The 13,543-nt window shown below is 72.4% G+C and carries 11 protein-coding genes; 3 read left to right on the top strand and 8 right to left on the bottom strand.

Annotated elements, in window-relative coordinates; genetic code table 11:
- Positions 1 to 130 precede the first annotated feature (130 nt).
- Positions 131 to 832, bottom strand: a complete 702-nt coding sequence (locus QCD68_RS15145) for a PadR family transcriptional regulator (protein ID WP_301223624.1) — start codon at positions 830 to 832, stop codon at positions 131 to 133.
- Positions 833 to 974: 142 nt separating this feature from the next.
- Between QCD68_RS15145 and QCD68_RS15140 the strand changes: the two genes are divergently transcribed.
- Positions 975 to 5,738, top strand: a complete 4,764-nt coding sequence (locus QCD68_RS15140) for an ATP-dependent helicase (RefSeq protein ID WP_301223623.1) — start codon at positions 975 to 977, stop codon at positions 5,736 to 5,738.
- Positions 5,731 to 6,510: a DNA-formamidopyrimidine glycosylase family protein gene (locus QCD68_RS15135; protein WP_301223622.1), complete on the top strand. Its 780-nt coding sequence runs from the start codon at positions 5,731 to 5,733 to the stop codon at positions 6,508 to 6,510. The genes QCD68_RS15140 and QCD68_RS15135 overlap by 8 nt, the downstream gene beginning before the upstream one ends.
- A 73-nt stretch (positions 6,511 to 6,583) precedes the next feature.
- Here the strand turns inward: QCD68_RS15135 and QCD68_RS15130 are convergent, their stop codons facing one another.
- The 7 genes from QCD68_RS15130 to QCD68_RS15100 all read right to left on the bottom strand — a co-directional run bounded on the left by QCD68_RS15130 (position 6,584) and on the right by QCD68_RS15100 (position 12,475).
- Positions 6,584 to 7,102 (bottom strand): hypothetical protein, encoded by a 519-nt coding sequence (locus QCD68_RS15130; protein WP_301223621.1) that lies wholly within the window; start codon positions 7,100 to 7,102, stop codon positions 6,584 to 6,586.
- Positions 7,103 to 7,196: 94 nt separating this feature from the next.
- Positions 7,197 to 7,763, bottom strand: a complete 567-nt coding sequence (locus QCD68_RS15125) for a glycosyl hydrolase (RefSeq protein WP_301223620.1) — start codon at positions 7,761 to 7,763, stop codon at positions 7,197 to 7,199.
- Positions 7,764 to 8,102: 339 nt separating this feature from the next.
- Positions 8,103 to 8,765 carry an ABC transporter ATP-binding protein gene (locus QCD68_RS15120; protein ID WP_301223619.1) on the bottom strand — a complete coding sequence of 221 codons (663 nt, stop codon included), beginning with the start codon at positions 8,763 to 8,765 and terminating at the stop codon, positions 8,103 to 8,105.
- Entirely contained in the window at positions 8,762 to 10,036 is a 1,275-nt protein-coding gene (locus QCD68_RS15115) for a hypothetical protein (protein WP_301223618.1), read from the bottom strand. Before QCD68_RS15115 ends, QCD68_RS15120 begins: the two co-directional genes overlap by 4 nt.
- Positions 10,027 to 10,944, bottom strand: coding sequence for a hypothetical protein (locus QCD68_RS15110; protein WP_301223617.1), 918 nt, complete (start codon positions 10,942 to 10,944; stop codon positions 10,027 to 10,029). The genes QCD68_RS15115 and QCD68_RS15110 overlap by 10 nt, the downstream gene beginning before the upstream one ends.
- A gap of 65 nt (positions 10,945 to 11,009) precedes the next feature.
- Complete coding sequence (locus QCD68_RS15105; RefSeq protein WP_301223616.1) at positions 11,010 to 11,270, bottom strand: hypothetical protein; 261 nt, start codon at positions 11,268 to 11,270, stop codon at positions 11,010 to 11,012.
- Positions 11,271 to 11,548: 278 nt separating this feature from the next.
- Positions 11,549 to 12,475, bottom strand: a complete 927-nt coding sequence (locus tag QCD68_RS15100) for a LysR family transcriptional regulator ArgP (RefSeq protein WP_301223615.1) — start codon at positions 12,473 to 12,475, stop codon at positions 11,549 to 11,551.
- A 68-nt stretch (positions 12,476 to 12,543) separates the two neighbouring features.
- Between QCD68_RS15100 and QCD68_RS15095 the strand changes: the two genes are divergently transcribed.
- The gene (locus QCD68_RS15095; protein WP_301223614.1) at positions 12,544 to 13,335 is read left to right on the top strand and encodes a LysE/ArgO family amino acid transporter; all 792 of its coding nucleotides are present in this window, start codon (positions 12,544 to 12,546) and stop codon (positions 13,333 to 13,335) included.
- Positions 13,336 to 13,543 lie beyond the last annotated feature (208 nt).

Below are 13,543 nucleotides of genomic sequence, written 5' to 3'. Positions count from 1 at the left end.
CCCCCCCCCCCCCCCCCCCCCCCCCCCCCCCCCCCCCCCCCCCCCCCCCGGCCCCCCCCCCCCCCCCCCCCCCCCCCCCCTCCCGTTGGTCTGTGGTGCTGCGGCGCCGGGGTCCGGTGGTGCGGACCGCTCAGTCGCTGAGGACCTGGAGCAGGTCGCGGCGCAGGCCGTCGATCTTCTCGGTGGCGGCCTTCGTCTGCTCGTCCGTCGCACTCGTGCGGAACACGTGCATGACGCTGGCGAGCTTGCGGAGCGACTCGAACAGCTCCCGCTGCGAGTCCGGCATACCGGGCGTGGACTCCCACGCGGCGGCGATCTCGTCGGCCTTGGACTCGGCCTCGGCCCGACCGGCGTCGGTGAGCTCGAAGAGGGTCTTCCGACCGTCGCCCGTCGAGACCACGAGCTCTTCGTCGACGAGCTGCTGGAGCGTCGGGTAGACCGAGCCCGGGCTCGGCTTCCAGGCGCCGCCGGTGCGTTCCGCGATCGTCTTGATGACCGCGTAGCCGTTCTGGGGGCCCTCGGCGAGGAGCCCGAGGATGGCGAGGCGGACGTCGCCGCGGCGGCGTCGTTCACGGCCGGGGCCGAAGCCCGGACCGAAGCCGCCGCCGAAGCCGGGGCCGAAGCCCGGACCGCCGAAGCCCGGTCCGCCGAAGCCGGGACCGAAGCCCCGCCCACCGCGGCCACCGCGGCCGTGTTCGTGGTCACCGTGGTCACGGCCGGGGAACCCGGTGCCGTGGTGCTGGCGGGCGCTGCCGAAGCGGGGCCCGCGCTGGCCGCGACCGAAGGGGTCGCGGGGGGACGTGGGGCTGTTCTCGTCGTCGATGGGGCGCATGACGACTCCTTTCTCGAAGTTGGTTCGCGACCTGTTCAGGACCGGTCGCGATGCAGTAACGATAGATCGGTAGTGTTCTCGTTGTCAAGCACCGATCCGCCCCGGGCTCCTGTCGGTGGTGAGGAGCAGGATGGAGCGGACCATGACGGACGTCTTCGAGCGCTTCTCCCCCGCCACCGCCGAGTGGTTCCGGGGGGCGTTCCGCGAACCGACGGCCGCGCAGGCCGGCGCGTGGGACGCCATCTCGACCGGGCAACACGCACTCGTCATCGCCCCGACCGGCTCCGGCAAGACCCTGGCCTCGTTCCTGTGGTCGATCGACCGGCTCATCTCGGCGTCGGACACCCCGCCCGCCAAGCAGCGCACCCGCGTGCTCTACGTCTCGCCGCTCAAGGCCCTCGGCGTCGACGTCGAACGGAACCTGCGCTCCCCGCTCGTCGGCATCACGCAGACGGCCAAGCGGCTCGGGCTCGAACCGCCCGACGTCACGGTCGGCGTCCGGAGCGGTGACACCCCCTCGTCCGACCGGCAGAAACTGCTGCGCCTGCCGCCGGACATCCTCATCACCACGCCCGAGTCGCTCTACCTGATGCTGACGTCGAAGGCGCGCGAGACCCTGGTCAACGTCGACACCGTCATCGTGGACGAGGTGCACGCGGTCGCGGCATCCAAGCGTGGCGCACACCTCGCCGTCTCGCTCGAACGCCTCGACGACCTGCTCGAGAAACCCGTCCAGCGCATCGGGCTGTCCGCGACCGTCCGCCCGGCGGAAGAAGTGGCGCGGTTCCTCGGCGGTCGGGCCCCGGTGCAGATCATCGCGCCGCCCGCGCAGAAGACCTTCGACCTGCGCGTCGTCGTGCCGGTCGACGACATGACCGAGCTCGGCGCCCCGCCGGTCGGAGCCGACGCGACCTCCAGCCCGACGAACGGCTCGATCTGGCCGCACGTCGAAGAGTCGGTCGTGGACCTCATCGAGCAGCACCGGTCGACGATCGTCTTCGCCAACTCCCGACGACTGGCCGAACGGCTGACCGCCCGGCTCAACGAGATCCACGAGGAACGGGCCCTGGCGACGACGGACGTGGCCGAACCCGTGGGTGCCGGTGTCGGCGTGCCGGTGGTCTCGCAGTCACCGGGGCGGGCGTCGGCACATGCGCCGGTGCCCCAGCCCACCCGGCCACCGGCCCAGCTGATCGGCGGGTCCGGCCAGACCGACGGCGGCGGCTCGGACCGGAACATCCCGGTGCTGGCCCGCGCCCACCACGGCTCGGTGTCCAAGGACCAGCGCGCGATCATCGAGGACGACCTGAAGTCCGGACGGCTGCGTTGCGTGGTCGCCACCAGTTCGCTCGAACTCGGCATCGACATGGGCGAGGTCGACCTCGTCATCCAGGTCGAGGCGCCGCCCTCGGTCGCCAGCGGCCTGCAGCGCGTCGGCCGCGCCGGACACCAGGTCGGCGAGATCTCCCGCGGCGTGCTCTTCCCGAAGCACCGGGCCGACCTCGTCAACAGCGCCGTCACCGTCGAGCGCATGGTCAGCGGGCAGATCGAGTCGATCTCGGTGCCCGCCAACCCGCTCGACGTCCTGGCGCAGCACACCGTCGCGGCCGGGGCGATCGACACGGTCGACGTCGAGCACTGGTTCGAGCTCGTCCGACGCAGCGCCCCGTTCAGCGGCCTGCCCCGCTCGGCGTTCGAGGCGACGCTCGACCTGGTCACCGGCCGCTACCCGAGCGACGAGTTCGCCGAACTCCGGCCGCGCCTGGTCTGGGACCGCGTGCACGGCACCCTCACCGGGCGTCCCGGAGCGCAGCGCCTGGCCGTCACGAGCGGTGGCACGATCCCGGACCGTGGCATGTTCGGCGTCTTCATGGTCGGCGAACGGGCGTCCCGCGTCGGCGAGCTCGACGAGGAGATGGTCTACGAGTCCCGCGTCGGCGACGTCTTCGCACTCGGCGCCACCAGCTGGCGGATCGAGGAGATCACGCACGACCGGGTGCTCGTCAGCCCGGCGTTCGGGCAGCCCGGCCGGGTGCCGTTCTGGAAGGGCGATGGACTCGGCCGGCCCGCCGAACTCGGCCGTGCCACCGGTGCCTTCGTGCGGGAGGTCGAATCGGCCTCGGACGAGGACGCCCGGGCCCGGGTCGCCGCCGGTGGCCTCGACGAACGGGCCGTCACGAACCTCATCGCGTTCCTCCGCGACCAGCGCGCCGCCACCGGTCACGTGCCGAGCGACACGACGCTCGTCGTCGAACGCTTCCGCGACGAGCTCGGCGACTGGCGGCTCATCCTGCACTCCCCGTACGGCATGACCGTGCACGCGCCGTGGGCCCTGGCGGTCGCGGCCCGACTGCGGGAGCGGCACGGGATCGACGGCGGCGCCATGGCTGCGGACGACGGCATCGTGGTGCGGATCCCGGAGACGGACGCCGAGCCTCCCGGAGCGGAGCTGTTCGTCTTCGAGCGCGACGACCTCGAGACCATCGTCACCGACGAGGTCGGCGGCTCCGCGCTGTTCGCCGCACGTTTCCGCGAGTGCGCGGCCCGGGCGCTCCTGCTGCCCCGCCGTGACCCCGGGCGCCGGTCGCCGCTCTGGCAGCAGCGCCAGCGTGCGTCGCAGCTGCTCGAGGTGGCGCAGAAGTACCCGACGTTCCCGATCCTGCTCGAGACCGTGCGCGAGGTGCTGCAGGACGTGTACGACGTCCCCGCCCTGCTCGGCATCGCGGACGAGATCGCTCGACGGCGGATCCGCCTGGTCGAGAGCGAGACCGAGCAGCCCTCGCCGTTCGCCCGCACCCTGCTGTTCGGGTACGTCGCGGCCTTCATGTACGAGGGCGACTCGCCGCTCGCGGAACGCCGGGCCGCCGCGCTGTCCCTCGACTCGACCCTGCTCAGCGAACTGCTCGGTCGTGCGGAACTGCGCGAACTGCTCGACCCGGCCGTCATCGACGGTGTCGAACGCGACCTGCAGCGGCTCTCCCCGGACCGCCGCGCACGGGACGTCGAGGGCATGGTCGACGTCCTCCGGCTGGTCGGGGCGCTCGACCTCGACGAGCTGGTCGACCGGAGCTGGCTGGCCGACGCCACGGACCGCAGCGAGGCCCAGGCGACGCTCCGCACGGCACTGGAGGCCCTCGAGCGCGACCGCCGTGTCCTCGCCTTCTCGCATGCCGGGGCCACCCGCTGGGCCGTGATCGAGGACGCGTCCCGACTCCGCGACGCCCTCGGGGTGCCGCTGCCGATCGGCGTGCCGACCGCCTTCGTCGAGCCGGTCGCCGACCCGCTCGGTGACCTGGTCGGTCGGTACGCCCGCAGCCACGGTCCGTTCGGCGCGCAGGAGGCCGCGTCGCGGCTGGGGCTCGGCGTCGCGGTGGTGCAGGACACCCTGCGCCGCCTGACCGCCGACCGACGCCTGGTCGAGGGCGAGTTCCGACCCGACCGCCAGGGTGCCGAGTGGTGCGACTCCGAGGTGCTGCGGCGCATCCGGACGAAGTCGCTCGCGGCGCTCCGGCACGAGGTCGAACCGGTCGCACCGGACGCCCTCGCCCGCTTCCTGCCCGCGTGGCAGCACGTCCGCGTCCCCGGGGCCCGCGGCGGGCTGCGCGGCATCGACGGCGTGCTGCAGGTGGTCGACCAGCTGTCCGGGGTCGCCCTGCCCGCCAGCTCGTGGGAGTCGCTCGTGCTGCCGGCCCGCGTCTCCGACTACGCCCCGAGCATGCTCGACGAGCTGACCGCCACCGGCGAGGTCCTCTGGTCCGGCGGCGGCACCCTGCCCGGCAACGACGGCTGGGTCCGGCTGCACCTCGCCGACACCGCCGCGACCACCCTGGCCGAAGCGGCGGGCGACGACACCACCGAACTGCAGCGCGACGTCCTGGGCGCCCTGGCCGGCGGTGGCGCGTACTTCTTCCGGCAGCTCGGGCAGGCCGTCGGCAGCACCGACGACTCCGCGTTGACCACCGCCCTGTGGGACCTGGTCTGGGCCGGGCAGATCACCAACGACACGTTCGCCCCGCTGCGGGCGATGCTCGGCGGCAAGGCCCGGACCTCGAGCGCGCCACGGACCCGCGCCTACCGAGGACGCCGACGCCCGACGCTGCCGAGCCAGTCCGGTCCGCCGAACGTCGGCGGGCGCTGGTCACTGCTGCCGCTCGCCGAACCCGACGCCACCGTCCGGGCAGCGGCGACCGCGGAGCTGCTGCTCGAGCGCTACGGCGTCGTCACCCGCGGTGCCGTGCAGGTGGAGGGCGTCCGCGGCGGCTTCGCCGGGGTCTACCGCGTGCTCGCCAAGTTCGAGGAGTCCGGCCGTGCCCGACGCGGGTACTTCGTCGAGGGGCTCGGTGCCGCGCAGTTCGCCACCGGCCCGACCGTCGACCGACTCCGCACGTACGCCCGAGACCTGGACGACGAGGAGCGCGCCGACCCGGACCGCGCCCGTGAGGCCCTGACACTGTCGGCCACCGACCCGGCGAACCCCTTCGGCGCCTCGCTACCGTGGCCGCACGACCCGGCACCGGCCGACCCCGACGACCCGACCGCGGCGGCGGACCCGACGGGGGTCGCGAGCGCCGGCCCGGTCGCCCAGACCAGCATCAGCACCACACCCGTGAAGGGCGGTGCCCGCGGTCACCGCCCGGGTCGCAAGGCCGGCGCGCTCGTCGTGCTCGTCGACGGCCGGCTGGCCGTCTACGTCGAACGCGGCGGCAAGAGCGTGCTGACGTTCACGGAGGACCCGGCCGACCTGGCAGCGGCGGCCACCTCGATCGCGGCGACCGTCCGGAGCGGGCTCGGCAAGCTGTCCGTCGAACGGGTCGACGGCGTCTTCGTGCTCGAGGCCCCGCTCGGCGACGCTCTCCGCACCGCGGGCTTCACGGCCACGCCCCAGGGACTGCGGCTCCGTGCCTGAGGGCGACACCGTCTTCCGCGCGGCGGCCCGGTTGCACGCGGCGCTGGCGGGCAAGGTCCTGACCCGCAGCGACTTCCGGGTGCCCGCGTTCGCCACGCTCGACCTGGTCGGCCGCACCGTCGACGAGGTCGTCCCGCGCGGCAAGCACCTGCTGCACCGGATCGGCGACCTGACCGTGCACTCGCACCTCAAGATGGAGGGCCGGTGGGACGTCTACGCCCCGGGTGAGCGCTGGCGCCGACCGGCGTTCCAGGCGCGGGTCGTCCTGGACGCCGCCGACGTCTCGACCGTCGGCTTCACCCTCGGGGTCCTGGAGGTCGTCCCACGCGACCGTGAGTCCGAGGTCGTCGGGCACCTCGGCCCGGACCTGCTCGGACCGGACTGGGACGCCGACGTCGCTCTCCGGAACCTCACCGTGGACCCGGACCGACCCGTCGGCCTGGCGCTCCTCGACCAGCGGGTGATGGCGGGGCTCGGCAACGTCTACCGGAACGAGCTCTGCTTCCTCCGGGGTGTGCTGCCGACCCGGCCGGTCAGCGAGGTGCGGGACCCGGCGCGGATGGTGACCATGGCCTCCCGGCTGATCGTCGCGAACCGTGACCGCAGCAACCGGGTGACCACGGGCGTCGACCGCCCGGGGCAGCGCTTCTGGGTCTACAACCGGGCCGGCAAGCCGTGCCTGCGCTGCGGGACCCGGGTCCGATCGGGCGACCTGGGTGAGTCGGAGCTGACGCTGCGCGACACCTACTGGTGCCCGCGCTGCCAGACCTGACCGGACCAGGCCAGACCTGACCGGACCAGGCCAGATCTGACCCGACCAGGGCAGACCTGACCGGACCGGAGCGTCAGTGGTCGACGGCCTCGACGATGCAGCTCTGGACCTGCTTCGCCGCGTCCGAGGTCTCGGAGAAGTCGGCCGGTGCGGCGGTGGCGGTGCTCTCGTCGGCGACGACGTCCTCGGCGACCTTGTTCACCGGGACGACCATGCCGTCGAAGTCCTCGGCGGTCGGGTCGGACTCGGTGCCGAAGACCGCGACCTCGTCGTCGTTGGGGTCGTCGCTCTGGTTCGGGGCCACCGAGACGCCGAGGTACCAGCCGGCCTCGCCCTTCGTGACGCTCGCGACGTCCGTGTTGTCGTGCGGCCCCACGGCCTCGTCGATCGCGTCGACGGCGGCACTCGAGGCGACCTGGCAGGGGGCGCTGTTGCGCTGGCCGGGGTCGGTGCGGGTGGCGGACTCCTCGGAGCCCGGGACCTTCGCGACCGGGTCGCCGTTCTGGGCGCCGGCGTTCGAGCAGCCGCCGAGCAGCATGCCGATGGTGGCGAGGCCGACGAGGGTGGCAGTGGTCTTCGCGCGCGTGCTCATGGCGTGGACGGTAGGCGGACGCAGGTGCGCCGGAGCCCAGGAGTGCGTCCCGTGGCTCCGGCACACGAGGGTCCGGCACATGAGTCGACTCCCGCTACTGGTGCGACATGATCCACGCCAGCAGGTACGACCGGGTGTTGCCCGTGTCGATGTCCTCCGCCGGCAGGTCGCGGGCGAGGGCGAGTGCCGCCGTCGCCTGGCTGCCCGACGCCAACGCCCGGTACATGAGCAGGTAGTCGCCGAACTGCACGGCGTAGTCACCCTCCGGCACGGCCTCGTCGAGCACCTTCCCGATCTGCTCCTTGCCGCCGGCGGCGACGTAGTCCGCGGCGACGGCCGGCATCGGGATCAGTTCGATGCCGGCCGGTGCCGCCGGGTCCGCGCTGAACCAGGTGGCGTGGTCCCGCTTACCGCCCCAGTTCAGGGAGACGACGGTGTGCTGGAACCCGGGGAACGGCCGCAGCTCCGGGTCGAGGACGTCCCGCTCCGCCGAGGCCGCCTCGTTCGCGAGCAGCCAGTCGCCCAGCTGTTCGGTCGCGCGCGACCCGGAGACCTGTCCCCAGCGGGTGAGCCCGTTCCAGGCCGACACCGCCTCGGACGACGACTCCTGGTTTCTCCTGTCGGGTGTCGGAGATGCCGTCCGTCGGGCCCACGGGGGCATGACGGACGACGGTGTCGGCGACGGTGGCGACAGGGACCCGGACGCGGTGGTCCGGCGCGGACGGCGGCTAGGGTTCCTCGTCCGTGGCACGGTGCGCGCCGAGGGTGCGGCGTGCACCGGAGCGGTCCGCCCTCGGGAGACGGGACCGGTGTTCGGTGTGTGTTCGGATGTGTGTCGGCGACCCGTGCCGCCGATGGGGTGAGCGTACGTCACGACTTGCACCCGGCGTGTGACGATCGTGTGAACACGGCCCCTGACCGGGGGTCACGGGCCTGTCACCCCGCGGGCCCTGCGCTCTGGGGACAGTCGGCGGCGGGCGGGCGTGGCTGCGGCTCCGTGTCAGACCTCGGCGAGTCGCTGGTCGACGATGCGGAACCGTCGTGCGCACCTCGCTGCGACGCGTTCGCTGTGTGTCGCGATCACGAAGGTGGCGCCCTCGTCCTGCAGGCGCTCGAAGAGATCGAGTACCTGCGTTTCCGTCTCTTCGTCGAGCGCTCCCGTCGGCTCGTCGGCAAGCACCACAGAGGGTCGCTTCATCAGTGCGCGAGCGATCGCGACCCGCTGCGCCTCCCCGCCCGACAGTGCACCCGGACGGTTCCTCTGGATGCCCGGGAGTCCGACGAACTCGAGACATTCAGCCGCTCGGGTCCGTACCCCGGATCTGTCAGTGGCACCGAGGACGAGGTTCGCGAGCACGCTGCGGTCATGCAACAGGTCGTACCCCTGCGTCACGATCCCCATCGTCTCGAGCCGATGTCGTGCCATCACTGCAGACGTCCGGACGTGGGGTCGTCCAGCACTGGAGTACGAACCGTCGTAGTCCAAGTCGAGGCCCGCCAGCATCCGGAGCAGTGTGCTCTTCCCGCTGCCGCTGCGGCCGAGCAGCGCCACGGAGGGATCAGTGTCCCCGACGACCAGATCCAGTCCGCTGAAGAGTGACCGGATGGCTCCGTTCGGTTCACGGATGGACTTCGACACGTTCCTGAGCTCGATGCTCGTCATCGTCCCCGCCGTCCAGGAGTCTCCGTGGCGAGGATCCGGTGGGCGCGGCTCACAGCGTCGAGCGAGAACCAGACCCCGAGCGCGGCCATCACTCCGAGGAAGGGGTAGGCATGGTGGTTCGGGAGCAGCGCGCATCCCACGGCGTAGAGGACGACGACGATCGAGTACTCCACGGCCCAGGTCTGGCCCACCGTCCGGAGGATCGCGCGGTCGCTTCGCCCGACCGTCCTGCAGATGCGCACCCATCGTCGGCGGTGGTCGCCGAGGACCCTGTTGATCCTTCGGCAGACGACGATCGTCGCCACGCCCGTCATCGCCGACACTGCGCCCAACAGCCCGAAGTTCTCGATCACGATCTGGCGAACGAGTCGGAGCTGGACCAAGTACGTCGGGATGCCCTGCAAGGAGTACTCGTGGAACCCGGTCCTCGCGGCGATCGCACCGAGCTCGCCGATCACGTCGTCGTAGGTCATCGACGTCGACGCCGCGATGTCCGTGTTGAGCATCGCGAAGGCGACGATGCCTCCGGTGTACCGATCTTGCTGGACGAAGCGACCGACATCAGCCGGGTAGGGCAGGACGATCGTGTCGTCCAAGTAGTGGTTGATGTCGCCGCGGTGGAACACGGCGCTGCCGGGCGAGAGGAACCCGGTGACCCGGAGGCGCTCGCGCACACCGTAGACATCCGCCCGGAGTTCGTCGCCGATCTCGTACAGGCCGCGGTAGTCGGAGCCGAGGACGACCGGCACCAGGCCGGAGCTGTAGTCGACGTCCGTCCAGACCGGAGCCGAGCCGGACGTCACATCGAGCCTCGAGAACGCGAACATCTCATGGTTCATCTGCATCGACTTCACGTCGCGGAGCCGTTCCCCACCCTCGCCGCGGTACTCGCCGCGCTCTGCGAGGCCGGAACCAGCGTTCGCGTCGAAACGACCGTCACCGCGGAAGTCCTCGATGACGACGGGCTGGTCGAACGCCGACAGGAAGTCCAGCCGGTCGTTGTGTCCGAGTTGCGCGACGAAGTCGGTGAGCGTGCGGAGGTCACGGTCCGACGCTCGGAAGCGCTCGAAGCCGTCGGTGTCGCCGAGGAAGGTGTCGACGAGGCCGTAGAGGTCGACGTCGCGGTCTGCCGCCAGTGAGCCGTTGACCGCTCCACTCGTCGACTGTGCAAAGGTGCCGAAGGTGTAGAGCGACACGGCGAAGACCGCCATGACGAGCGCCTTGACAGCGATCAGGAGACCGTTGTGCCGAAGATCACGGATCAACTCCATGATCGCCGCCTCACCGGCCCGACGAGGAGCATCACGACGACGAACACCATGCACTGGCTCGCGACGGCTGCCAGGGCCGGCCCGCCCAGGCGGACACCGACGCAGGACAGCCCGGTGAGGACCGTGGCGCAGACGATGATCGGGGTGCCGCACGCGACCACGACGGTCCGGAACAGCACCGCTGCGGAGCCGATTCCGACCAGGCGGCGGATCCGCGCTCGATCGCCCTCGTGCCGAGCCGCCGAGACGGCCGCCACAGCGCTCGCCATCGTCGCGACGGCGAAACCGAGCGTCAGGACGATCGGCGTGACGAAGTCGACTGTCGTGCGGCGGTTGGCGCCACCGGCCACGGGTTCGATCCGGTCCCTGCCGAAGACCGCCACGGCGCGGGTGCCGATGTCGGGCCCGTCCAGGACCGTGCGGGTCTGGGCCGCGTCGAAGAGGGCCGGGGCTGCGATCAGGATGTCCTCCGCGAGCAGGCTGTCTTCCCTGAGCCCGAGACGCCCGACGACCTCGTACTGTGCACCGGCGACCTCGACGAAGGGGACGCCGCCCTCGACCTCGGTGTGCACGGCTTCCCCGACCAACGCCCGCCCGACATCGGACGTCGAGAACCGGATCCCGATCGACGGTGCGACGTCGGACCAGTTCCCGTTGAGCACGACCACAGTTCGAGCACGAGGAACTTCCTCGAGATCACGGAACGCCCGTGTCCCGGCCGCGAACTCAGCTCGGTGCTCCATCAGCTCACTGACGGTCGCGTGCACGGCGACCGCCTCGGGCGAGAGGAGGGCGCGGCCCTCTGCCGCGAGCGCCTGCGCACGGGCCTGGAACACACCGAGGGCGCAGACCAGCCCGGTCGTCACCATCAGCAGCGCGGCAACTGCCAACGCCTGCCTCCAGGTCATGGCTCCCTCTCGATCGACACGCCCACGGACCGACCGAGCCGGTCCGTGGGGCGCCCCACTGCTGCTCAGCGGCCGTAGTAGGTCTTCGCGGCGCCGTTCCCGTTGCTCGCCGCGTTGGGGTTGAACGCCTTCCACGGCGACACCGCTTCGGTGCCGCCGGTACCCCATTTCCGACCCGAGGTCGCGATGACACCGGACGCCGGCCAGTAGTGCTCGAGCTGGGCGGTCGTGTAGTGCCGGGTGCCTGCCCACTTGGTCCATCCGTGTGCACGTTTGTTCGTCGTCCCGCCGATGACGCGCGACTCTGCGGTCCCACGGTGGCTCACGCTCGCGAACGTCCCAGCACGTGGCACGGAGCCGTCCGAGAAGCTCCCGCTGATCTCGCTCCAGCCACCGGCCGTCTCCTTCCCGGCATCGGTGGCGGACGCGGGTGTGGCGATCAACAACGTGGAGAGAGCGACTGCTGCCGCACACCCTGCAGCGAGATGACGACGTACGACCGTTTTCTTCATGATGCCCCTTCTGTGGCCGGCAGTATTCCACCGGTGACATGATGCTGCCACGGCGTCGACGGGGACGCAAGAGTCACATCACCGCGGCTGCATCACACGGCCGCTGGCTGGTGCAGCCGCTCCGCTGCGACCGCCCGCACGGCCTCGGTCACCCGTTCGAGCAGCGGCGACGCCAGGTTCCACCGCTGCCACCAGAGCGCCACGTCCGCCCGGCGTCCGGGGGTGAGTTCGACCAGGTCGCCCCGCTCGAGCGCCCCGAGGCACTGCGCCTCCGGCAACAACCCCCAGCCGAACCCGAGCTGCACCGCCCGGGCGAAGTCCGCCGAGTTCGGGACGAAGTGCCGTGGACCACGGGGCGCGTGGCCGAGCACCCGTCGGAGGAACCCCTGCTGCAGGTCGTCGTCGCGGTCGTAGTCCACGAGCGGTACCCGGTCGAGGCGGGTCGTCATCCGCCGTTCGGTGTCCGCGCCGTCGAGGTACCGCCGGACGAACGACGGTGCGGCGACGGCCCGGTAGCGGTCCACCCCGAGCGGCACCGACGAGCACCCCTGCACGGGCTCCGCTTCGGCCGTCACCGCGGCCATCACCGTGCCGGCGCGGAGGAGCTCGGCGGTGCGGTCCTGGTCCTCACGGTGCAGGTCGAAGACCACTTCGGTGTCGGCACGGACGATCGCGAGGGCGTCGAGGAACCACGTCGCGAGCGAGTCCGCGTTGACGGCGAGCGGGATCGACGGCGTGCGTCCCGGCACGTCGGCGTCCGGCACGTCGAGCGCCCGGGAGGTCTCCTCGTCCAGCAGCCGCACCTGTCGTGCGTGGCGGAGGACGACCTCACCGTCCGGCGTCGGCACGATCGGCGTGGTCCGCTGCAGCAGCACCCGGCCGACGAGCTGCTCCATCGCCTTCACCCGCTGGGACACCGCCGACGGTGTGATCGACAGCTCGCGGGCGGCGGCGTCGAAGGTCCCCGCGTCGACAGCGGCGAGGAGGGTCTCGAGGTGGTCACGCTGGAACTGCACCATCAGCGCAGCTTACGGCGCACCAGGAACCTGAGCTGGTCTACGGGAGCGCACCGGCCTAGCGTTCCCCTGTGACCACACCGCTCGACACCCTGCTCCCCGCCCTGTCCGGCCTGGGCACGGGGCTCGCCCTCATCGTCGCGATCGGGGTGCAGAACACGTACCTGCTGCGGCTCGCGGTGAGCGCGCGACTCGGGGTGGTCGCCGTCGCGGTGGCCGTCTGCGCACTGTCGGACGCGGCCCTCATCATCGCCGGGGTGCTCGGCGTCGGGACCGTCGTCGAACGGGTCCCGGCAGCGCTGCTGGTCATCCGGTTCGTGGGCGCGGCGTTCCTGCTGACGTACGGGGTGCTCGCGGCCCGGCGGGCGCTGCGGCCCTCGGGCGAGGCGATCCGTCTCGACGAGCGGGCCGCCGAGGACGGGGTGCCCGTCTCGGCGGGTGCGGGTGCGGGCGCGTGCGCGGGTCCTGGGGCCGACGGCCTGGAGGCTGCACCGGCGTCGCGGGGGGAGGGCGTGCCTCCCGGCCGGGCCGGTCTGGGCGACCGGCGTCCGGGAGGCGACCCGGCGGGGCCGACGATGCGTGCCGCGGTCCTGACCATGCTGGTGTTCACGTGGGCGAACCCGCACGTGTACCTGGACACGCTGGTGTTCCTCGGGTCGGTCGCGAACCAGCAGGGGGTCGACGACCGGTGGTGGTGGACCGTGGGGGCGGTCGCGGCGAGCTGCCTGTGGTTCGGGGCCCTCGGCTTCGGGGGTCGGCTGCTGCGCCCGCTGTTCGCGAAGCCGCTGACCTGGCGGGTCTTCGACGCCCTGGTCGCCGTCGTGATGCTCGCCTTCGGCCTGACGCTGCTCCTCGGCGCCTGAGCCCGCGGCGTCGTCGGCGCTGCCCGCCGCCGCCCGCCGCAGCCCGCCGCCCGGCGTCCCGCCGGCGTCGTCGGGCGCCGCACAACAGAAGACGGGGGGGCGGGCCCGCCGGGGGGGGGGGGGGGGGGGGGGGGGGGGGGGGGGGGGGGGGCGCCCGGGGGGGGGGGGGGGGGGGGGGGGGGGGGGGGGGGGGGGGGGGGGGGGGGGG

It is taken from the genome of Curtobacterium sp. PsM8, from assembly GCF_030433875.1.
GTDB lineage: Bacteria > Actinomycetota > Actinomycetes > Actinomycetales > Microbacteriaceae > Curtobacterium.
Note: the sequence above shows the minus strand (reverse complement) of the source record. Positions and strands in the feature narration are given on the sequence as shown.